This is a genomic window from Pseudoalteromonas sp. FUC4 (assembly GCF_008370255.1).
Taxonomy (GTDB): domain Bacteria; phylum Pseudomonadota; class Gammaproteobacteria; order Enterobacterales; family Alteromonadaceae; genus Pseudoalteromonas.
This window is the reverse complement of record NZ_SEUI01000004.1, coordinates 315,792-337,743: the sequence shown is the minus strand read 5'-3', so window position 1 is coordinate 337,743 and position 21,952 is coordinate 315,792. Positions and strand designations below refer to the sequence as shown.

The following is a 21,952-nucleotide window of genomic DNA, read 5'->3' as shown; positions in this document are numbered from 1 at the left end:
CAATAACAAGCGAGAGGCTTATTTAGCCTCTCGCACTATAAAAATATTTCACCCCTTTTTTGTTTGCCACCCGTTATAGCTTTGAAAACACCCTAATGAGTTAATTCGGAGCGGCTTATGCACACATTTGAAGTACCTAACAATCCAGTATTTATTAAAACATCGACCGCAATAATTGGCGGCGCCGCGATGACTTTTGTAGCTTTTGCGTTTATGCAATATTTAATAAGTGGCGAGCAACGCGCACCGGTAAAACCAGAAGGCGATATTATAGTAGAGATTTTTCAAGCACCTGAGGATTCAAAGCTAAGGCATATACAAAAAATACAGCCGCCACCGCCAATGCCTAAAGTGCCGCCAAAAGCACCACCGCTGGATACATCAGACGATCCTGTGCTGGCAATTAGCGACTTTACGCCAGTTACGATTGACGATTTTGGTGGCGACATTAACAATACTATTAATCGCCCTACTGGGGATGCAACACCCATAGTGCGCATAAACCCTAAATACCCAACTACAGCCGCGCGCGATGGTATTGAAGGTTGGGTACAACTAAGCTTTAGTATTTCGCCAACGGGTGAAGTAATCGACCCAGTAGTTATTAATGCCGAGCCAAAACGTACCTTTGACCGCGAAGCAATAAGAGCCATTAAACGCTGGAAATATCGCCCCAAAGTAATTGAAGGTGTGGCACAATTACAAACAGGTCAAACTGTACAGCTCGATTTTAAATTAGATAACTCTATTTAACGGACTAAACGCCTATGCTACTAAGTATTAAGTCATGGTTATTTGAAACGCCAAGCAAGGACTGCATGGCAAGTTACGCAAAAAGTGGCGACAATCGTTACTTAGAGCAGCTTATTGCCCTCTACAGTAACGACTTATACCACTACCTTGTTACGCAATCTAATACGCATTTAGCATACGACGTAAGCCAACAAACATGGCTAAAAGTAATCGAAAAACGCCACCTTTACCAAGCACAAACCACACCCAAAGCGTGGTTGTTTAAACTTGCCCGCAACACACTAATAGACGAATACCGCAAGCAACAGCACTTTGTAGAGCTTGACGAAAACACACATTTAGCAGCACAAAATGATAAAAACGAAAGTGACTTAACTAGTGGTCACTTAATTAGTCAAGATTCGCATATAGGCAGCTCAAACATAAGCTATGACGCGTTCGACGCCGCGCTAAAACAACTCAGCTTTGTACAGCGCGAAGCCATTACATTACAACAAGAAGGCTTTTAGCTCACCGACATAGAACTTATAACGCAAAGCAGCCTCGAGACCATTAAAACAAGGCTGCGCTATGCCAAGCAAAATCTTAAACGTTTATTAGGAGCAAACAATGAACAAGCCTGATGAGCCGCTTGATCAAAAGCTCACACAACATTACAAAGAGCGAAAAGCGCGCACTACACTTACAAGCGCTCAGCAAAAAACGCTACTTAAAAAGGCCACGCACACAAAGCCTAAAAAACTCAGCTTTACGCTGCAGCTAACTAGCCTTGCCTGCGCACTGGGTGTGTTTGCTTTTATTGTGTTTGATAATAACAACAGCATAAATACCACGCCTAAAACCGTGCTTAACAGCGTATTTAACACCATCGACATTCACGACTATTCAATTATAAAAACACACGAAATAGACCAAGCTGGTAGCTACGCAAGCTCTATAAACGAGCAAAAACACGCACTCGACAGCCAATTAGCTAACGATTTACGCCGCCACCAACAACGCCACATAGAATACGGCACGCTAGTGAAGGTAGATAACGACTGGTACATAGCTAGCTGTAATGACGAGGTGCTTGTGCAAATTAAGCATTCGCTGTTAAGTGAGCTAAAAGGTAAACACGCGGTTGAAAGTGGTCTAAATACGGGTGATATGCTCGCTATGGCACATAACGGTAAGGGGCAGATTATTGCGCTTAAACATGCGGGTGATGGGATTAGGCAGTGTGGGGCTTAACCTCAATGTATATATTGATTTATAAATTAAAAATAATATTTAACAATTTTTTTACTACTATTAAGGTCTACTAATTTTGATACCTTGTACTTTATTGTTTTTTACATACAACCTTATATTAGCGTTTTAATATCAAGTCATGTTTATAAGTACTCAACGTTTTATTTTAGGGAAACTTCATGTTTGAAAATCTGTCATTAGGTAAGCGATTAGGCTCATCTTATTTTATTCTTATTACTATTTTATTGATTATGACAGGTTTTGCAGTGGTAGAAATGCGAACGATTTCTAGCTTCACTCAACAACTCTACAAACATCCCTATACAGTAAGCGTATCGATAGCAAAAATTGAGCTTAATGTAGCAACGATAAACAGTTCAATGAAAGATATTGCACAGGTCAATACAACAGAGCAAATAAACGAAGTTGCAAAAAAAATAGCTAAGTTAGAGGAAAACACATTAGAACTATTCTCTGTATTAGGAGAACGCTACCTCGGGAATAAATCTGAAATACATTCTCTTAAAAAACAGTTTATTGATTGGGCTCCGATTAGAAACGACATCATTTTATTAATGAAAGAAGATAAACGTGCAGAAGCTGAAAAAATCACAAAACAAGAAACCCTCTATATTAAAAACCTAACCGAACAACTGCTTTCTCTTGAAGAGTTTGCAGCTAATAAAGCCAAGGAGTTTACCAACAAATCAATTACTCAAGGCGAATCGGCAATATTTAACTTAGTAATATTAGTACTTATTGGTGTTATTGTCGCGGTATTACTAACATGGAAAATTTCGGTTTCTATTTTAAAGCCAATTGGTGGAGAGCCCAAAGACATTGAAATACTGACTCATAGAATTGCAAAAGGCGATTTAAGTATGAGCTTTAATAATACACAGAACGTGACTGGTATTTATTCAGCAATGCAGTTAATGGTAGAAAAACTTAAAATAATGATGCAACAAATTTCCGACTCCGCAGCCTCTCAAGCAACAGCGGCTGAAGAGCTCGCTTTAATATCGGCTCAAACAAAAAATAATGTTTCAGAACAAGATTTAGCAACAGAACAAGTAGCTACAGCTATTAACCAAATGCAAGCAACGGCAGCCGATGTTGCCAAAAATACAAGCGTAGCAGCTAGCGCAACAGAAGCAGCACGCTTACTCGTTGATCAAGGTAACGAAAAAGCAGAACAATCTTTTAGTGGTGCAACGAAGCTATCAGACGATCTCGATAATGCATCTGCAATCATCAGCGAACTAGCTCAAAGCACACAAGACATTACGAGTATTCTTAGCGTTATTAAAGGCATTTCAGAGCAAACTAATTTACTTGCATTAAATGCTGCCATTGAAGCGGCTCGCGCTGGAGAATTTGGCAGAGGCTTTTCGGTTGTTGCCGGAGAAGTTCGTACATTAGCGTCAAGCACTCAAAAATCGACTGCCGAAATTGAAGAAAAAATCACTAAAGCGCAAGCACAAGCAAAAGCATCTGTTGAAGCAATGATGCTTGGTCGAGAGCGAGCTAATAACATCGTTACTCAAACCACTGACGTGCAACAAGCCCTTGGCGAAATAAAAGAGTCGGTTCATCAAATTATTGATATGAACTCACAAATAGCGTGTGCCACTGAAGAACAAAATGCAGTTGCAACAGATGTTAGTAAGCAAGTAATAGAAATAAAAGAACTATCGAAACAAACAGGCGCAGGGGCTGAAAAAATCAACATTGCTACAGAAGAACTAACCCAATTTGCAGCTCAACTTAGCAACCTTGTTACACGCTTTAAAATTTAGAGTTTGGCTTAAGTTTCAGCTTAAGTATAAAGGGGCGTAATGCCCTATTCTCTTGTTTAAAAATTAAAAGTGAATTTAGTAAATAGGGTAATCTCCCCCGAAAAACAATGGATACCATACTTATAATTACCTGCCATTAAATTACGCTAAATCACTATATTGAATACGGCATATTACTGAAAGTAGGTAACTAATTGTACAAATTAAGCATTCACTGTTGAGTGATTTAAAAGGTAAGCATGCGATCGAAAGTAATATAAATACGGATGAGATGCTGGCTATGGCGCATAGCGGACAAGAGCAGATTATTGCGCTTAAACATGCGGGAGCTAGGGTTAGCAATGTGGGACTTAGGTGGTTTGGGTGGTTTGGGTGGTTTGGGTGGTTTGGGTGGTTTGGGTGGTGGTAATTTAAATAGAGAATTACCACCAAGAACACAGAGGCGCTTAGCGCTGCACAGAGGTATTTAAATGTTACGGCACAATATTTTAACTATCGCCCATGTAATCTAATGGTGAGGAAAGCTCTATAAAATCACGATATTGATCTTTGGTAATTTCTCCATAACCATCTTTAATATAAATATAATTTAACCATAATGTGGTTGCTTTCTCACAGATTTTAACCGAGTTGCTGGCCAACTGTTGTTCTACTCTATTTAACTTTTTTTCGCTCCCTCCCGCAGTACTAGAAATCATAGTAGTTATAGCAAAGAGCCTTTTTTTAAAAAATATTTCACAAAAAATATCATCTATAAATTTAGAAAATATTATTGGATACTTTCCATCAGAATAGTTGTTTTTCTTACGGCCTAAATTCTCATCATAGAAATCGGGAGTGTATGATTGAGGATCAATAAAATAGGTCAACTCGGCTGACAGGTGTTCTTTTAATATATTTTTTTGTAAAAAAGTACTCAAATTTATATTTTGTATATCACCTTTATTGTCTGGCTCTTTCCGTTGAAATCGCCCACTAATTATCTCTTCATAAAGTGGGTGGTCTTTTTCATAGATACAAAACAAAATAGCGAGCACAAGTACATCCACTTTTTTACCACTTGGTAAATTAGCAATAATGGCAGTAATGCGTTCAGTAATTTGAATGGCTGTTCTGGGTTGTATATGAAACGCATCCAATACAACTGAGATATTAGCTAAAGCGGTTTCGGGTGTTTCTGTGCGAGGGAGTAGCTCAATATTTTTACTTTCTAAGTACCCAGATTCAAATTTAGTTGTATCACTATGTACTGATAAAAAGTCTTTTAAAACAGGACGCTTTAAACTATAGCGGCTATTAAAAAAGCGGCCTAAATAAACCTTTGCATCAAACCCTTCTCCATAAATTGATTTAATTGTATGTTGGAGTTGTCCTGTATCTGTTGCCACAACAAATACGATACCTTTAACATCAAAAATATGTTTAATCGTCTCAAGCATTTCTACTGCATAACTTGGGCGGCAACGATCTAATTCATCAATAAAAATAAATATGGGTAACGACTTACCTTCCTGCTTCTCAAACTTACTGACCCAATCATCCAACTTAGACTTTATTACTTTAATGCTTTTGTTTTTAGCCTCATGATCTTTAATCAAGTTCTGCGCAAGCGCCTTTACTGCGGGCGAAAAGTCGCTGCTCGTCGGCTTATTAGAGTTTTGATTTTGGTCACTATCAATTTCTTCATCAGAAAATAGTAATGTGTGTAGTTCATCTAAATCGATACCAGATATCTTTTTAGTTAAACCTTGTGCAATAGCGGGTGCAACAGCCTTAAACATCGAAACGGCACTTTTAGGTATTGTTATATTAAACTTAGCCTGAAATTGAAGCTGCTTAATAATCCCCGCAATTACAGTTAAAAATGGGTCGTCTGAATAGTCTTGCTGCCATGCATCAATATACACAACAGGAAAATCTACTATTAATTCTCGTGACCAACGCTTAAGAAAATATGTTTTACCTGCCCCCCATTCTGCATTTAAGTTTAATACATAGTTTTTCTTTTGAGTTCCTTCAGGGCGATTTAGATCAAACCCTTCTTGGGCTAATAATCTTGATAAGAATGTGGCGTAGCGAGCACGATCTAATTTATCTGCAGGAAAATACTCTTCTAATGGAGGCTTAGTTGCTTTACTCCAATTGAATTCTTTAATCTCTTTCATTTAATTCCTTTTAAATAGTCCAATATCGAATTATCAACAGTTGAATTTATTTCGGGCTAACGCCCGACGCGCCAGCAAGCTATGCGCCTACAAAAATATACATATACTTGGCTTTATAGGTGCAAACTACATTGGAGATCCGTTGGGTTTCGTGTCACTCAAACCAACCTACGTACGCTATAAATGTGCTGTCACCACTTAATAAATCATTGTTAATGATTACGGCTTTAAAAGTCGCTTTTCTGGATTATTTAAATACTTTAAGCCAATGGTAACTATCCGTGTATGCACCATTGTTATAACGCGTATTTGCACATTACCAATAACAACAATATCGCCTTTACTGACTTCTCCTGAGAGCTTTTGGTTAATTACTTCTTCCAAGCTTATATCTTCTGGGGCATCTATTTGCATGTGGTAAGAGTAAAATATATCGCCTACCAACGTTACCCCTTTCACTTTAAGTTCGTTGTGCGCTAAGTGGCTATCTTGATGGTTTGTTTTATCGGTTGCTGTAAAAACTAAATCAACAAAAGGTCTGTTATCTGGTTTTAAAACAACAAATAAGTGATCGTTTGCCTTTAACTTAGTTGAGCCTCGTGGCGGTATGATTGACGGACCCCGTGTGATCATAGCAACAACTACACTTTCAGGCAGTGCGGCATGTGACAAACTGCGCCCAGAAACCCGAGAAACGTCACTTAAAGTGTATTCTACAATTTCTATATCAATATCGTTTAGTGCAGTAATTTCGAGTGTTGCAGCAGCCAAATCAGGTGGCGGCTCTACTAAATTTAGTTTTTTAGCCATCCAAGGCATTGTTGAGCCCTGCAACGTGGCTGAAATTAACACCACGAAAAAAACGACATTAAAAATAAGTTCAGCCCCTGAAAGGCCAAATAATAATGGGAATATAGCTAAAATAATGGGTACTGAGCCTCTAAGACCAACCCAAGATACAAACAAGGTTTCGCGATTATTAAAGCCAAATAGTTTTAAAATAGGCGCTACCGCTAATGGGCGAGCAACAAAAATAAGTGCCAGTGCAATAAGCAATCCTTCTAACCATACATCAACCAATGACGATGGGTTAATAAGGAGTCCTAATACAACAAACATGGTTATTTGCCCAAGCCATGCTAAGCCGTCATGAAACAGAAAAATACCGCGCTTATATACAAATTTACTGTTACCTAAAATAACACCCGTTATAAATACAGCTAAAAATCCACTGCCGCCGAGCGTTGCAGAAAGGCCAAATGAAAGCAGTCCAAACGCGGTTACCATCACTAAATACAAACCCGATGCATTTAGTTTAATTCGATTAATAAACCAAACCGATATTTTACCAATTAAAAGACCACAAATAGCGCCAACACCCATTTGCTGGGCAAATAACTGTAGTAAATCCAGCCCTATTGGCATGTCGTTAACGATCATTTCGAGCAAACCAACCGTTAGAAAAATAGCCATTGGATCGTTCGAGGCACTTTCTATTTCAAGGGTCGATTTAAGCTTTTTATTTAAGTGAATACCCGCACTTCGTAAAAGTGCAAACACTGCTGCGGCATCTGTAGAGCCAACAATAGCGCCCAGTAATACACCTTGTAATATGGGCAGGTCTAAAATATAAGTGGCCACAAGGCCTGTAATTACAGCGGTAAATAACACCCCGACAGTTGCTAAAGCAGACGCAGGTTTCCACACTTGTTTAATTGAACTAGTGGGCGTTTGTAAGCCGCCATCAAATAGAATAATAGCAAGCGCGAGAGTACCCAGAGCATGTGCGGCCTCAGCGTTGTCGAATGATATACCTGCAATACCATCTTCACCTGCGAGCATACCTACAAGTAAAAATAGCACCAACACTGGTAAGCCAACGCGTGCAGAGAGCTTGCTCGAAATTACTCCAAGTAAAATTAAAATGGCACTGACGAGAATGATATTATCAATTACAAACATAGTGTGGGTTTACAGCCTTATATGAGTTAAAAAGTAAGAATTTATAGCTACCAAAAAGCTTAAAGCTCATGCTATACAATAACCTAAAAAATATAAATACGGGTACTTAAGTCTATATTTAAATAGTTTATTTAATATCTAGAGCGTCGTTAAGCTTGTTATTACTCGGCTCGGTCTTAATTTAAAAACAAAAAAGCCTGCAATAAGCAGGCTTTTGACTATTTAAGCAATTGTATTTTATAACACAATAATGCTTGTTACTAAGTACGCTAAAAACGTAAGGCCGCCACCAAATAAGGCATACGGTAGCTGCGTTTTAACGTGGGTGAGTAAGTCACACCCCGATGCAATAGCCGATACAGCGCTGGTGTCGGATATAGGCGAGCAGTGATCGCCAAATATACCACCACCCAAAATAGCACCAACAACAAGCGACGGTGGTAAGCCCAACGCTTGAATAAGTGGCACACCAATTGGGATTAATATAGCAAACGTGCCCCACGATGTACCCGTAGTAAACGACATTACCGCACCGGTTAAAAACAGCACCGGTACTATTAAGTAAATAGGTAGGTAGTCGCCAACAAGCGACGCTACAAATACGCCAGTACCCAATTCTTTTAAGCTTGCGCCAAGTGTAAGCGAAAGCAGTACAATGGCGACTAACGGCATTAATTCGCCCATACCTTTAAAACCGGTATCAACTAATTGATGATGGGTAAATTTACGTGAGACAATCATTAAAAAGTAAGCAACAACAATGGCTAAAACCGTTGCATATAATACTGATTTAGAACCGCTGCCCTCGGCTAGTACACCATTACCGGTGTAGTACATAAAGCCAACCATGCTGGTAATAAGCGTAATAAGCGGGATTAACATGTAACGCGCTTTAGAGCCTTCTACTTCTTCTTTTAAGTCAGTTGTTTGAAGCTCTAGTTTTTGTTCAGCTTCTTTCATTGGGCCGTGCACTTTATCAAACGCAATGGTGTAAAAAACAATGGCGAGGGTAATTATGGCGTAAAAGTTATACCCTACACTGCCCCATAACACCGATACGGCCGACTCACCTAGCTCGTAGTTACCTAACAAACCAAGTACAAATGCACCCCAGCCATTAAGCAGAATTAAAATACACACTGGCGCACTGGTGCTGTCAATAATATACGCTAGACGCGCTCGGCTCATTTTAAATTTGTCGAATAAGCCACGCGATAAAATACCTGAGGTAAGTACGCTCAAGTTAGATTCTATAAACACCGCAATGCCGGTAAACATGGTTAAAAATCCCACTTGGCGCTTACTTTTTGCAATGCCTTTGTTCATTAACATATTAACAGTTGCTGCAACGCCGCCAGATTCGCGAATGTAGGCAAGCAAGGCACCAATTAAAATACTAAATATTAATATGCGTGTATTACCTGGCGAACTAGCAACCGAAATAATACGTTCTATGGTATTTAAAAAAGTGTCAAACAAGCTATTACCTTCGCCCTGAAAGGCGAGTAAAAACTCAGAAGAAGCAACAGCAACAAGTAGCGCCATAATCACTTCTTTTCGCCAAAACACGATAGCAATCGCAATTAGCGGCGGTAAAATAGAATACCAATGCATAAAAAGTTAACCTTAATTATTAGCGAGCCACTCTCGCTTTGTACGCGTTTTATCGCTTATTTGTTAAGCCTAGCAGCATAAACTGGCTTAGATTTGTAAACCGCTTAGCTTAATGGATTGCCTTACTCAAGTCACCTGTAAATAAATCACTTAAGGTGGCACTGTTAGCACGTTTTAACCTATACGATAGCTTATTGATTTAGTAGTGCTTCATAAATAAGCGACACAACCGATCCGTACTGTGCGGTTTCAAATTTTTTGCCTGTAAATTCGTAACGTTTTTGCGAGCCTTTAATTGCACTATGGCGAGCATTGGTAAGTAAAATAATAGCTAAATCGTAAGCGGGGTCAATTACGGTCACTGTCCCCGTCCAACCTGTATGTCCATAAGCCTGCGCACTTGCATAAGGGCCAAAGTGCCAGCGCCTTGCTTGGTTATTACCTGCAAGCCTAAAGCCTAGCCCGTAGGTTTCGTCGCTTGATTGCGGCGTTAAAAATTGCGCTAAGGCGCTTGCACTAAATAGTTGTTGGTCGCCGTAGCCACCATTATTTAGTAATAGCTGGCAAAGTACGGCTAAATCGTGAGCGTTACTAAACAACCCTGCATGCCCTGCTACGCCATCAAGTGAGTAGTAAGCACGCTCGTCATGCACTTGGCCTTGTAAAACCCCAGTGCGAACATTATCAAACTTAATGCGCCCGTCTCGCGTGTTGCCGCTAAGCTCAGTGGCTGCAAATTGCTGTGGCTTAAAGCCTTTTTTAAGTGGATTAAATAACGTGTTAGTTAATTTTAGTGGCGCATACACTTGCTGCTCTAGGTATTCGTCAAGCGGCTGCCCAGTTATGCGCTCAATGAGTACGCCTAAAATCATGTAATCAATATCTGAGTAAACATGCTGCCCAGATGGTTTACTACTAAAAGGCACGCTGGTAAGTAATAGCTGTTTGGTGGTTTTACTATTTTGCGAATAAAACGCGTCACCATAGCTGCCATCTTTACGATGAAAGTCAAATACTGGCGGGTATCCGGCGCTGTGTGTGAGTAAGTCTTTTACTGCGCGCTTTGCTCGGCCTTCACCTTTATATTCGCTTAGGTAGATTTGTACGGGTTTATTAATATTTAATAGCCCTTCGCTTACTAATTTCATAAGTGCAAAATTGGTGGCAAATATTTTGGTGTTTGAGGCAAGATCAAACAAAGTATTAGTTTGCATGGGCTCTGGGCGTAGTAGCATTAAATCACTTTGCTGATATTGCTTTGCATCGCCATAGGCGGTTAACTTTATTAGCTCGCCATTTTTAACAACGGCCAACACAGCCCCAGGAAAACCCGCTTTTACATCGCGTTCAATTAATGTGTCTACTTCAGTAAAATCTATATGCTTTTTTGGCTCATCACTTAAAGTAGGAAATGCAAAACGCAGTGTTAAGCTTGCGCCAGCAGGGAGAATATTTTCAACTTTAAAGGTATTAACACCGTTGTGAGTATTTTTTGCCAAACTGTAATTGTATAAGGTGTTGGCGCTTAGTTGGTTAACGTCAAGCTTTTGATTATTAATGTAAATATCGGCACTTTGTGCGTTATGGTTTTGTATTAATAATTGCCCGCGCCCTTTGTAAGCTTTAAACGTTCCTCGGTTATTTACATAAAACCGGCTACTTGGATTTGCCTCAGGAAACGTTACAACCACTTGTGCATTAGGCAGTTCTACAAGTTGGCTTTTTGTAAGTGGTAGCACCGAGCTAATAGGCTCAGATGGTGAACTACAACCCACAATAATAAAGCTTAACGCCGCTATAAATGCTTGTTTTATATAACTACACCTTTGATTTTTTAAAGCAATAAACATGCTTAGCCCTTATTTATATAGCAAGTAAGGCGCTCTTTGCGCTTTAAATTGCGCAAGCCCCGCCTGCCAGCTTTGTTTTATTTGCGCTTCTGATTGCCCTGCTTCAATAGCTAAGCGTAATTTATTAGTACCCGCTAGCTTATCCATAAAGTCAGCGCGCTCAAAAAACGAGATGTTGTTTTTACTAAGCTCCGTGTACGCATTTATTAAGTAAGTTAAATTTAGGCCTGTAATATTTTCTTGTCTTAAATCGAGCCCTTGCACGGTTTGATTTTTAAATTTAGGGTTTAAAGCAGCGCCTTTAATTGCACGCGGCGTAAAATTAAAATCACCTAATGCAACTGGCGAATAGCCAATTACTTGAAATGCAAAGTCGGTGCCTCTACCAATGCTAATAGGCGTTGCCTCAAAAAAGCAAAGTGATGGGTAAAGTGCAATGGCCTGATCGTTAGGTAAATTAGGGCTGGGTTTTATCGGCAAGCTGTAAGTACTTTTGCGAGTGTAATGATCAACAGGGATCACAGTTAATTTTAAATCGGGTGCTTTATTGATCCAGCCCTCACCTTTGATCATTTTGGCAAGTTCGCCAACGGTCATGCCGTGTAAAACAGGAATTGGGTGCATGCCTACAAACGATTTAAATTCTGGCTCTAATATTGGCCCATCAACGTAGGCAATATTTGGATTGGGTCTGTCGAGTACTAAAAATTCTATCCCCTGCTCTGCAGCGGCTTCCATCATGTAGTGCATAGAGCTTATGTAGGTATAAAAGCGCACTCCTACATCTTGAATATCAAAAATAATGACATCAACATCGGCTAAAGCAGCTTGGCTTGGTTTTTTATTTTTACCGTAAATAGAAATAAGCGGAATACCAGTTTTACTATCAACGGCATTTTTTACATGTGCGCCCGCATCGTGATCGCCACGAAAGCCATGCTCAGGTGCAAAAATTTTAGTTATATTAATATTTTTAGTCAGCAGCGCATCGACTAAGTGAGTTTGCCCCACCATTGATGTTTGATTAACTACTAGCCCTACACGTTTATTTTTTAACTGCGGTAAATATTTAGCATATTGCTGCGCACCTACCACAAGTGAGTTATTAGCTTCGTTGGCTTGTGCGCTTGGAATGAAAATGGCGCTAAAAATAAAAAATAACGTAATAAATAGGGTTTTAAACATACTGCAATATCCTTTTAAACAAGGCGTTTAAAATAACATAGGTAATATTAAAGAGCAGCTTTAGAAAAGGGTTAAGTGGGCTTGATTAGGCTTTGAATGGATATAGTAATTAGAAGCTGCGCTTCTCACGCGAGCAAGCTCAGCGTCTACAACGGACAAATAAACTCGGAGTCTGGATTTAAAGATTAGAGCTAGTTTTACTTGAAAATACCACCTCTCATTTTAAGCTTAAAGACCGTATTTAACCTTCTTAGAGCTAAACGCTTCTAGTTATTTAACTTCTTGGTCAATGAACCACTTAAAGATCTATTACACAAAGAGAAGTAAATGAGAAGACATAAGCCCGAGTTTATTAGTTTAGCTTAGCTTTATTACTACCTCTAAAAGCGCAGCGCCTCTTAACCTCTTTGTGAATAAATTACTTATTTCTGGCGTTGCCAACAAATAAAATCTTATAAATTATATTTTGAGGGGGAATAGAAGCTGCGCTTCTCACGCGAGCAAGCTCAGCGTCTACAACAGGTGAATAAGCTCGGAGTTTAGATTTAAAGATTAGGGCTAGTTTTACTTGTAGGCGTGCAGCTTGCTGACGCGATGAGCTTAGCTCGTAAATAAAGTCTGAGTTATATCGATGGTAAGTAATTAGAAGCTGGCGCTTCTCACGCGAGCAAGCTCAGCGTCTACAGGTTATCAATCTACGTTTCACTTTATTTTAGGCACAAAAAAACCGACTTAATGTCGGCTTGTTATGAAAGTGGTGGGCGCAGGACGTATCTTGTAAGAATGAACCTCCGACTGCTTGGTTCTCAATTCACCTACACTTCACTTTATTTTATTTTATTTCACTTTATTTTAGGCACAAAAAAACCGACTTAATGTCGGCTTGTTATGAAAGTGGTGGGCGCAGGAGGATTCGAACCTCCGACCGCTCGGTTCGTAGCCGAGTACTCTATCCAGCTGAGCTATGCACCCACTTTCATAGATTGCTTATTTATACTCTAAGCAGAGCGTATTAATTCAGGCATAAAAAAACCGATTTCCATCGGTTTATTTTTCTTACACTTAAACGTGTATGAAAATATGAAAGTGGTGGGCGCAGGAGGATTCGAACCTCCGACCGCTCGGTTCGTAGCCGAGTACTCTATCCAGCTGAGCTATGCACCCACTTTCATTTTTACTATTACTTGTTTTTACTCTAAGTGAGAGTCTATAAAGTGGTGGACGCAGGACGTATCTTGTAAGAATGAACCTCCGACTGTTTGGCTTTAGCCAACACTTTACTTTTTTATACTCTAAGTGAGAGTCTATAAAGTGGTGGGCGCAGGAGGATTCGAACCTCCGACCGCTCGGTTCGTAGCCGAGTACTCTATCCAGCTGAGCTATGCACCCACTTTATGGTTTACTTATTTAAACTCTAAGTAGAGCTTTTGCTTATTTAGACTCTAAGCGAGTTATTAAAGTATGGTGGGCGCAGGAGGATTCGAACCTCCGACCGCTCGGTTCGTAGCCGAGTACTCTATCCAGCTGAGCTATGCACCCATACTTTAAAATTTCACAAAACACGCCATTAAAAGAAATGGTGGAGAGGGAGGGATTCGAACCCTCGATAGAGCTACAAACTCTATACTCCCTTAGCAGGGGAGCTCCTTCGGCCACTCGGACACCTCTCCGTCTTGTGGGGCGTATAATAAAGATTTCAGAAAATATGTCAAACACTTTTCTACCAAAAACGACTATATGGTTATAGATTGCACATATGCTTGGTTTAAAAGTGTAATTAGTTTGAAATTTAAGCGGGTTACGTATTTTTATTTGAAGGATTAACACCTAGCACAGGAACTAAGTCATCAGTTAACTGAGCCAAATACTGTTCTTGGTAACCTAATTGTTGAAATTCAGCGATACAAGCACGGTAATAAGCGTTTCGTTCTTGCTCTGATGTGCATTCTTCTAATAAATCATCTACTCGTTTATCTTTCATACTATTATTCTAAGTCCTTTAAGAATCTATATTTAACTGCTAAATACCTGCAGTGTAATTTTCGTGCGTATTCTAGCTAAAACCTTTGTACAAACACAACATATGTTTAAAAAACAAACATAATAAAAAGTTATAGCACTGTTAGTTTTAATATTAAAAACTTCCAATAACAATAAATTAGCGAAGCTGAATTGCACATTAACCAGCACTAATAACTACATTTAATTTTTAGTGTAGTACTTATTAATTAAAATACTAATATAAAGTAAAAAAACGCCGCTATTAGGCGGCGTTTATTAACTTACTTTGTTTTACCCAAAGCTTAGTCAGCTTGTGGACGCATATGCGGGAACAAAATAACGTCTTTAATTGTAGATGAGTCAGTAAACAACATTACTAAACGGTCAATACCAATACCTTCACCAGCCGTTGGCGGTAAGCCGTACTCTAGTGCGCGTATGTAGTCTTCATCGTAATGCATTGCTTCATCATCGCCTGCGTCTTTCTCTTCAACTTGACGAGTAAAGCGCTCAGCTTGGTCCTGTGCATCGTTAAGCTCAGAGAAACCATTTGCAAGTTCACGGCCGCCAACAAAAAACTCAAAACGGTCGGTAACAAATGGGTTTTCGTCGTTACGGCGTGCAAGTGGTGATACTTCCCATGGGTAACCAGTAATAAACGTAGGTTGAATGAGCATGTGCTCTGCTGTTTCTTCAAATATTTCACAAAGAAACTTACCTGGGCCCCAAACGCAGTTTTCAGGAATTTTAACGTGCACTTGTTTAGCGTACGCTTTTAATTCGTCAAAGTGGTTTTCTGGGTCGTTAAATACCGCAGCATCAAACTCAGGGTTATATTTTAAGATAGCGTCTGCCATGCTTAAACGTGTAAACGGTTGGCCAAAGTCGTATTCAACTGAATCGATAACTTCGCCGTTTTCGTCCTTAGTTGTATTAACTACAATTGCACTACCTAGTACGTTTTCTGCAACAGTACGTAGCATATCTTCGGTGATGTTCATCAGGTCGATGTAATCAGCGTATGCTTGGTAAAATTCAATCATTGTAAATTCTGGGTTGTGACGTGTAGATAACCCTTCGTTACGGAAGTTACGGTTAATTTCAAATACACGGTCAAAACCACCTACCACTAAGCGCTTTAAGTAAAGCTCTGGCGCTATACGTAGATACATGTCGATATCAAGCGCGTTATGGTGAGTCACAAACGGACGCGCAGATGCACCACCAGGTATAACCTGTAGCATGGGTGTTTCTACTTCCATAAAGTCACGGTCTGCTAAAAAGCGACGAATGCCTTCAACCACTTGCGAGCGAATACGGAATGTTTCGCGCGTTGCTTCGTTAGTAATTAAATCAACATAACGTTGGCGGTACTTTGTTTCTTGATCTGATAAGCCATGGAATTTTTCAGGTAACGGGCGAAGTGACTTAGTTAGTAATTGATACTCAGTCATTTCTACGTATAAATCGCCTTTACCCGATTTATTTAACGCGCCTTTAACACCTATAATATCGCCAGTGTCTAGCTGACCATATTTTTCTTTCAGGTCTTTTTGAACATCTTTAGATGCATACGCTTGTACGCGACCTTTCATGTCTTGAATAACAAAAAACGGTCCACGCTTTGCTAAAATACGTCCAGCAATAGACACAACTTCTTGTAGTTCAACTAATTCTTCTTTGCTCTTATCACCAAACTGGGCTTGCAAATCAGCCGTGTAATGCTCACGACGGAATTGGTTTGGATGACCGTTGGCTGGGCAATTTTCGCGTATCGCGTCTAACTTGCCGCGACGCTCAGCGATTAACTTGTTTTCGTCTTGGATTTTATCAGTCATTTTTTAGCTCTTTATTAGCTTGGTGGTTATAGGCCAGATTTAAGGCTGGCTTCAATAAATTTATCTAAGTTACCGTCAAGTACCGATTGGGTATTGCGGTTTTCAACGCCTGTGCGTAAATCTTTAATACGTGCGTCATCAAGTACGTATGAACGTATTTGGCTACCCCAACCTATATCAGATTTAGCGTCTTCTTGCGTTTGCTTTTCAGCATTTTGCTGCTGTAGCTCAAGCTCAAATAATTTAGCTTTTAATTGCTTCATCGCTTGGGCTTTATTTTTATGCTGTGAACGTTCGTTTTGACACTGCACTACGGTATTTGTTGGTACGTGAGTAATACGAACCGCCGATTCGGTGGTGTTTACGTGCTGACCACCCGCGCCTGATGCACGGTAAACGTCTATACGTAGATCTGACGGATTAATATCAATTTCAATGTTATCGTCAATCTCTGGGTATACAAACGCAGAAGCAAACGAAGTATGACGACGACCACTAGAGTCAAACGGGCTTTTACGCACTAAACGGTGAACGCCTGTTTCTGTACGTAACCAACCGTAAGCATATTCGCCAACAAAGCGAACTGTTGCACCTTTAATACCGGCAACATCACCGTCGGTTGCTTCAACTAGCTCAACTTTAAAGCCTTTAGCCTCGCCCCAACGTAAATACATACGAAGTAGAATGTTACACCAGTCTTGTGCTTCAGTGCCGCCAGAACCCGATTGTAAATCAAGATACGCATCGTTTGAGTCATGAGGACCTGAAAACATACGACGAAACTCTAAACCTTCTAACTGCTCGTTTAGATCAGCAAGCTCGCTTTGTGCTTCATCAAAGGTATCTTGATCTTCGGCTTCTACAGCAAGTTCAAGTAAACCTTCAACGTCGTCAGTACCGGCTACAAGGTTGTCGATTGTTTCAACAACAGCCTCTAATGCTGACTTTTCACGGCCAAGCGCTTGTGCGCGTTCAGGCTCATTCCATACGGCTGAATCTTCAAGTTCGGCGTTAACTTCTTCTAGGCGTTCTTGTTTAAGAGCGTAGTCAAAGGTACCCCCGAAGCAATTCAGTACGTTCGCGAATTTCCTTGATTTGATTAATCACAGGATTCACTTCAAACATGTACATCACTCCAAAATGGCTAGGTAATTGCGCCCCTTTACATGGGATTTTCGCAACAAATTATCGTCAAATGATAAAAACGCCCGATTTTAACAAAAAACCGCGCGCTTTATTAGCCTTTTATGCATGATTTGTGCATATTTTTTAGTGCACTTTTTCAAGCTCTCTAACTATTAATTGCAGTGTAAATTTACCTCTAAACTCATTTATATCGAGCTGGTACGCTACTTTTACAAACTTCGCTTCTGTGTCGGGCCATTCTTTTACATCAATACCAAAGGCAATGGCGTCAACTAATCGCCCCGATTTATGCTTTAACACAAGCTTTAAGTGCTTTTCGCCGACTATGCGCTGCTGTATTACCTCAAAGGTGTGCTCAAACACCGGCTCAGGAAATTGCTGCCCCCACGGGCCCGATTGCTTTAATAGCTGAGCAAACTCCATAGTAAAGCAGTCATTTGGCAACTCACCGTCGGTAAATACAATGCAGCGTTTACTCTCTTCACTCAGTTGCGCGCTAACGGCGGCATCAAATGCCTTTTTAAAGTCGTTAAAGTGTTGCTCATTAATACTTAGACCAGCGGCCATTGCGTGACCACCAAATTTATTAATTAAGTGAGGGTCTGCGGTATTAAGCCCTTCGAGTAAGTCGCGCATGTGCAACCCTTCTATAGAGCGGCACGAACCTTTTATTTCCCCGTTTTCGCCACCAGCAAATATAACGGTTGGGCGGTGGTATTTTTCTTTTAAGCGACCAGCCAAAATACCAATAACGCCTTGGTGCCAATCATCTTGAAACAAGCAGATTGCATCAGGGACGTTATCGTCGCTAAATGCGAGTCTATCAAGCACGGCTTGCGCCTCTGCTTGCATGCCTTGTTCTATTTCGCGCCTTGCAAAGTTTAAGCTATCGAGCTCGCCCGCTATACTACGTGCTTGGTTTATATCGGTGCTAAGTAAGCATGCTATACCCAAACTCATGTCGTCTAATCGCCCTGCAGCATTTAAACGCGGCGCAAGTGAAAAGCCAAAGTCGCTTGCGCTTAAGCGCGCAGCATTGCGGTTAGCCACTTCAATAAGCGCGGTAATGCCTGGGCGTGTTTTACCACTGCGAATACGTGCTAAACCTTGATGTACTAAGGTGCGATTATTTGCATCAAGTGCGACCACGTCAGCAACCGTACCAAGCGCTACAATGTCGAGCAAGTTAGCTAAATTAGGCGGCGGTTGCTGCTCAAAATAACCAAGGTCTCGCATTACGCTTCTCAGCGCTATTAATAAGTAAAAAGCAACGCCAACGCCTGCTATAGATTTAGACGGAAAATCACATTCATGTCTATTTGGATTTACTATTGCATCGGCATTTGGCAGCTGCTCACCTTGTAAGTGATGATCTGTTACCAGCACTTTAATACCAACCGCTTTTAAAATATCAATACCAGCAATACACGATATGCCATTATCTACGGTGATCACTAAATCAGGCTTTATTTGTACTATTTGCTCTGCAAGCGCGGGGCTTAAGCCATAACCTAAACTAAACCGGTCAGGTATTAAATAATCTAAATGCTTAAAGCCAAACATCTCGAGGCCCTGCATTAATGTTGCAGTGCTTGTTGCGCCATCAGCATCAAAATCACCGACTATTAATATTTGGCTTTGCGCCCTTAATGCCTCAATTAGTAAATCGCTGGCTTTGTCGATATCTTTAAACAATTTAAAGTCGTGAAGCGTAGCTACGCTGTTATTTAGCTCGTCGGCATTAAATACATTGCGGTTAGCATAAATTTGTTTAATTACAGGGTGTAAATTACTCGGTAGATGCGAGTCGTCAACGTTTTCACGCGCAATGATTAGTTTTTTCATGCAGAGTTTTAACTTATTGGGTCGTATTAAAAAGACAAAAAAAGGCCATTAAGGCCTTTTTATTAGCTATAAAACGTATTACGACGCTTTGTTAGCATCTAATGCTGCTTTTAGTGCTGCTGCTGGCTGGTAACCTGGAATCATAGTACCATCTTCTAAAATAATGGCAGGTGTACCGCTAATACCAAAGCTTTGACCAAGCTGGTAATGCTCTGCAACCGGTGCGCTACAACCTGCAACTACTTTAGTGCTTGTGCCCGACTTAGCTTCTGTTAGTGCTTCTTGCTGATCGCGTGCACACCATACGTTCATTAAATCGGCGTAACCTGAACCTTGTAAGCCTCCACGTGGAAACGCAAGGTACTTAACGGTAATACCCGCATCAAGTAAATCGTCTAACTCGCGATGTAATTTACGACAGTAACCACAACTAATGTCGGTAAATACGGTAATACTGTGTTTTTCGTTTGGTGCTTTGTACACAATCATCGAATCTTCGTATTCTTTAATGCCCTCAACACGCACGCCGTTTAATGCTTGCTCTGTTAAGTTGTTACGATTATTTAAATCAATTAACGTACCTTGCATTAAAAATTGACCATCTGGACTTGCGTAAAGTACGCCTTTATTAGTGATCAACTCTTTTAAACCCGCTACTGGGCTTGGGTTAATTTGCTTTACAGTTACACCAAGCTCGGCAAATTTAGTAATAATAGGATCATTAGCATCTGGTGTTACAGCAACGCCATTTGCAAATGCACTAATACTTGTGCACAACATGGCACCTGCTAACATTAATTTTTTCATAACTTCTCTCTATCCTAAAAATACTTAATATATTGACCGGCTTAATAACATTTACTTTCAAATTTACGCGCGCGGATGATGCTCTGCGTGTACCGACTTTAACCGTTCATTGGCAACATGGGTATAAATTTGCGTCGTTGATAAATCGCTATGGCCCAACATCATTTGTACCACACGTAAATCTGCCCCATGATTTAATAAGTGCGTAGCAAAAGCATGGCGCATGGTATGGGGCGATAATGGAGACTCAACTGATGCCAAAATAGCATAGTGTTTAATTCTATGCCAAAAGGTTTGTCGCGTCATGCCGACTCCGCGTTTAGAGGGGAACACAAAATCGGTGGCGTGTTTTATCATTTGTGCACGCCCACCCTTTAAAAATTGCTCCAGCCAATACATGGCCTCTTCACCCAGTGGCACTAAGCGCTCTTTATTACCTTTACCTTTTACAAACACCACCGCTTGGCGCAAATTAATTTGCTCCATACGCAGCCCAACAAGCTCGCTTACACGCAAACCCGTTGCATAAAGTAGCTCTAGCATGGCTTTGTCGCGCAGTCCCATCGCTTCTTCTGTGTTGGGCGCATTTAATAATGCCTCAACCTCAGCTTCTGAGAGTGTTTTAGGTAACGACTGCCCTGCTTTTGGTTGAGCTATGTTTAGCATAGGCGAATCACTAATTATTTTTTCGCGCACAAAGTACTGATAAAAACGCTTTAGCGCACTAATGCTACGTGCTGTACTGCGTGGTTTTAGACCTAAATCAACTCGATGGGCTAAGTAGCTTTCTATGTCTAGCCCCGTTACCGTCATTAAATTTTCGCCCTTTAAAAATAGGCAAAACTTATCTAAATCACTGCGATAAGCGCTTAATGTATTTTCGCTTACGCCTTGTTCTAAGTACAGGCTATCTAAAAAGGTTTCTAGGTAGTCGCTATTACTGCTCATACTGCTGTTATTTTCAAAAGAATCGTCAGATAGCGTTGTCACATTATGCTCTCATGCTTTGCTAAGGTATCAATTAAAAATACCTTACGGTAAACTTGAGCCTATCATATCAGGCAATTACACAGTGATAAATACGATGCAAATTGGTTTATTTTTTGGTTCTACTACGTGCTACACCGAAATGGCAGCAGAAAAGATTCGTGACATTATTGGTGCCGATATAGTTACCCTGCACAATATWAAAGACGAGCCACTAAAAAATGCAGAGCAGTACGACTTTATCATCTTTGGTATTTCAACATGGGATTTTGGTGAAATACAAGAAGACTGGGAGTCAAAGTGGGACGACATAGCCGACGTAAACCTAAACGGTAAAACCATTGCTTTATTTGGCATGGGCGATCAGCAAGGTTACGGGCAATGGTTTCAAGATGCCCTAGGCATGCTACACGATGAAATAAATACGCAAACGTTTACTCAACTTGGTTTTTGGCCAAATGACAGTAGCTACGAGTTTGAAGCCTCAAAAGCATTAACCCCTGATGGTAAACAGTTTGTAGGTCTTGCGCTCGACGAAGACAGCCAATACGAGCTAAGCGATGAGCGCATTGCAACATGGGTTGAACAAGTAATGACTGAATATAGCGAAACGCTTTAATTAATTAGCTAATAAGTAAAAGCCCGCAACTAGTTTAGTTGCGGGCTTTTTGACTAGGGTCTGTTGATCTTTTAAGGTTAAATTTGCAGCAGTCTGTTTGGTATTTAGGCAAGGCAGAGCCTATGCAGTGTGGTTATTCCCCATAAAT

The 21,952-nt window shown here is 40.4% G+C and carries 15 protein-coding genes, 5 tRNA genes and 2 pseudogenes; 6 read left to right on the top strand and 16 right to left on the bottom strand.

Translation table 11 applies throughout. The annotated features are described in order from the left end of the window. The first annotated feature begins 117 nt into the window (after positions 1 to 117). The 5 genes and pseudogenes from EU510_RS13770 to EU510_RS20175 all read left to right on the top strand — a co-directional run. On the top strand, positions 118 to 753 hold the full coding sequence (locus tag EU510_RS13770; RefSeq protein ID WP_149593959.1) for an energy transducer TonB: 636 nt from the start codon (positions 118 to 120) through the stop codon (positions 751 to 753). A gap of 65 nt (positions 754 to 818) precedes the next feature. Next, positions 819 to 1,376 (top strand): annotated as a pseudogene (locus EU510_RS13765) (sigma-70 family RNA polymerase sigma factor). Continuing rightward, positions 1,363 to 1,986 (top strand): hypothetical protein, encoded by a 624-nt coding sequence (locus EU510_RS13760; RefSeq protein WP_149593958.1) that lies wholly within the window; start codon positions 1,363 to 1,365, stop codon positions 1,984 to 1,986. The pseudogene EU510_RS13765 and the gene EU510_RS13760 overlap by 14 nt, the downstream one beginning before the upstream one ends. Positions 1,987 to 2,165: 179 nt before the next feature. Continuing rightward, a complete protein-coding gene (locus EU510_RS13755; protein ID WP_149593957.1) occupies positions 2,166 to 3,785 on the top strand; it encodes a methyl-accepting chemotaxis protein in 1,620 nt (539 codons plus the stop codon). Between the two features lie 190 nt (positions 3,786 to 3,975). Continuing rightward, a pseudogene (locus EU510_RS20175) lies at positions 3,976 to 4,194 on the top strand (hypothetical protein); the annotation flags it as partial. A 79-nt stretch (positions 4,195 to 4,273) separates the two neighbouring features. Here the strand turns inward: EU510_RS20175 and EU510_RS13745 are convergent. The 16 genes from EU510_RS13745 to xerD all read right to left on the bottom strand — a co-directional run bounded on the left by EU510_RS13745 (position 4,274) and on the right by xerD (position 21,188). After that, entirely contained in the window at positions 4,274 to 5,950 is a 1,677-nt protein-coding gene (locus EU510_RS13745; RefSeq protein WP_149593956.1) for a P-loop NTPase fold protein, read from the bottom strand. Positions 5,951 to 6,169: 219 nt separating this feature from the next. Continuing rightward, positions 6,170 to 7,912: a potassium/proton antiporter gene (locus EU510_RS13740; protein WP_149593955.1), complete on the bottom strand. Its 1,743-nt coding sequence runs from the start codon at positions 7,910 to 7,912 to the stop codon at positions 6,170 to 6,172. Between the two features lie 237 nt (positions 7,913 to 8,149). Next, positions 8,150 to 9,526 carry a Na+/H+ antiporter NhaC family protein gene (locus EU510_RS13735; protein WP_149593954.1) on the bottom strand — a complete coding sequence of 459 codons (1,377 nt, stop codon included), beginning with the start codon at positions 9,524 to 9,526 and terminating at the stop codon, positions 8,150 to 8,152. A 191-nt stretch (positions 9,527 to 9,717) separates the two neighbouring features. Beyond that, on the bottom strand, positions 9,718 to 11,376 hold the full coding sequence (gene pbp4b, locus EU510_RS13730) for a penicillin binding protein PBP4B (RefSeq protein WP_149593953.1): 1,659 nt from the start codon (positions 11,374 to 11,376) through the stop codon (positions 9,718 to 9,720). A 9-nt stretch (positions 11,377 to 11,385) separates the two neighbouring features. After that, complete coding sequence (locus EU510_RS13725) at positions 11,386 to 12,561, bottom strand: exo-beta-N-acetylmuramidase NamZ domain-containing protein (protein ID WP_149593952.1); 1,176 nt, start codon at positions 12,559 to 12,561, stop codon at positions 11,386 to 11,388. A gap of 895 nt (positions 12,562 to 13,456) precedes the next feature. Continuing rightward, positions 13,457 to 13,533 (bottom strand) — tRNA-Arg (locus EU510_RS13720). A 115-nt stretch (positions 13,534 to 13,648) separates the two neighbouring features. Continuing rightward, a tRNA-Arg gene (locus EU510_RS13715) sits at positions 13,649 to 13,725 on the bottom strand. 148 nt (positions 13,726 to 13,873) lie between these two features. Next, a tRNA-Arg gene (locus EU510_RS13710) sits at positions 13,874 to 13,950 on the bottom strand. Between the two features lie 73 nt (positions 13,951 to 14,023). Continuing rightward, positions 14,024 to 14,100: transfer RNA gene (locus EU510_RS13705), tRNA-Arg, on the bottom strand. Between the two features lie 38 nt (positions 14,101 to 14,138). After that, a tRNA-Ser gene (locus EU510_RS13700) sits at positions 14,139 to 14,231 on the bottom strand. Between the two features lie 128 nt (positions 14,232 to 14,359). Beyond that, positions 14,360 to 14,542 (bottom strand): hypothetical protein, encoded by a 183-nt coding sequence (locus tag EU510_RS13695; RefSeq protein ID WP_149593951.1) that lies wholly within the window; start codon positions 14,540 to 14,542, stop codon positions 14,360 to 14,362. A gap of 322 nt (positions 14,543 to 14,864) precedes the next feature. Beyond that, entirely contained in the window at positions 14,865 to 16,400 is a 1,536-nt protein-coding gene (lysS, locus tag EU510_RS13690) for a lysine--tRNA ligase (RefSeq protein ID WP_149593950.1), read from the bottom strand. 26 nt (positions 16,401 to 16,426) lie between these two features. Beyond that, a protein-coding gene (prfB, locus tag EU510_RS13685; RefSeq protein ID WP_149593949.1) for a peptide chain release factor 2 occupies positions 16,427 to 17,525 on the bottom strand; the annotation gives its coding sequence in 2 pieces (ribosomal slippage) (positions 16,427 to 17,449 and positions 17,451 to 17,525; 1,098 coding nt in all). 144 nt (positions 17,526 to 17,669) lie between these two features. Then, a complete protein-coding gene (gene recJ / locus EU510_RS13680; RefSeq protein WP_149593948.1) occupies positions 17,670 to 19,391 on the bottom strand; it encodes a single-stranded-DNA-specific exonuclease RecJ in 1,722 nt (573 codons plus the stop codon). 78 nt (positions 19,392 to 19,469) lie between these two features. Continuing rightward, complete coding sequence (gene dsbC, locus EU510_RS13675) at positions 19,470 to 20,198, bottom strand: bifunctional protein-disulfide isomerase/oxidoreductase DsbC (protein ID WP_002961417.1); 729 nt, start codon at positions 20,196 to 20,198, stop codon at positions 19,470 to 19,472. 63 nt (positions 20,199 to 20,261) lie between these two features. Continuing rightward, complete coding sequence (gene xerD / locus EU510_RS13670) at positions 20,262 to 21,188, bottom strand: site-specific tyrosine recombinase XerD (protein WP_002961416.1); 927 nt, start codon at positions 21,186 to 21,188, stop codon at positions 20,262 to 20,264. A 94-nt stretch (positions 21,189 to 21,282) separates the two neighbouring features. Here xerD and fldB point away from each other — a divergent pair, with 94 nt between their 5' ends. After that, complete coding sequence (fldB, locus tag EU510_RS13665) at positions 21,283 to 21,804, top strand: flavodoxin FldB (RefSeq protein WP_024605911.1); 522 nt, start codon at positions 21,283 to 21,285, stop codon at positions 21,802 to 21,804. The last annotated feature ends 148 nt before the right edge of the window (positions 21,805 to 21,952 follow it).

Excerpts from the sequence above, each read along its gene's own strand:
- EU510_RS13770 (WP_149593959.1), top strand. The coding sequence starts at position 118 with ATGCACACATTTGAAGTACCTAACAATCCAGTATTTATTAAAACATCG.
- EU510_RS13760 (WP_149593958.1), top strand. The coding sequence starts at position 1,363 with ATGAACAAGCCTGATGAGCCGCTTGATCAAAAGCTCACACAACATTAC.
- EU510_RS13755 (WP_149593957.1), top strand. The coding sequence starts at position 2,166 with ATGTTTGAAAATCTGTCATTAGGTAAGCGATTAGGCTCATCTTATTTT.
- EU510_RS13745 (WP_149593956.1), bottom strand. The coding sequence starts at position 5,950 with ATGAAAGAGATTAAAGAATTCAATTGGAGTAAAGCAACTAAGCCTCCA.
- EU510_RS13740 (WP_149593955.1), bottom strand. The coding sequence starts at position 7,912 with ATGTTTGTAATTGATAATATCATTCTCGTCAGTGCCATTTTAATTTTA.
- EU510_RS13735 (WP_149593954.1), bottom strand. The coding sequence starts at position 9,526 with ATGCATTGGTATTCTATTTTACCGCCGCTAATTGCGATTGCTATCGTG.
- pbp4b (WP_149593953.1), bottom strand. The coding sequence starts at position 11,376 with ATGTTTATTGCTTTAAAAAATCAAAGGTGTAGTTATATAAAACAAGCA.
- EU510_RS13725 (WP_149593952.1), bottom strand. The coding sequence starts at position 12,561 with ATGTTTAAAACCCTATTTATTACGTTATTTTTTATTTTTAGCGCCATT.
- EU510_RS13695 (WP_149593951.1), bottom strand. The coding sequence starts at position 14,542 with ATGAAAGATAAACGAGTAGATGATTTATTAGAAGAATGCACATCAGAG.
- lysS (WP_149593950.1), bottom strand. The coding sequence starts at position 16,400 with ATGACTGATAAAATCCAAGACGAAAACAAGTTAATCGCTGAGCGTCGC.
- recJ (WP_149593948.1), bottom strand. The coding sequence starts at position 19,391 with ATGAAAAAACTAATCATTGCGCGTGAAAACGTTGACGACTCGCATCTA.
- dsbC (WP_002961417.1), bottom strand. The coding sequence starts at position 20,198 with ATGAAAAAATTAATGTTAGCAGGTGCCATGTTGTGCACAAGTATTAGT.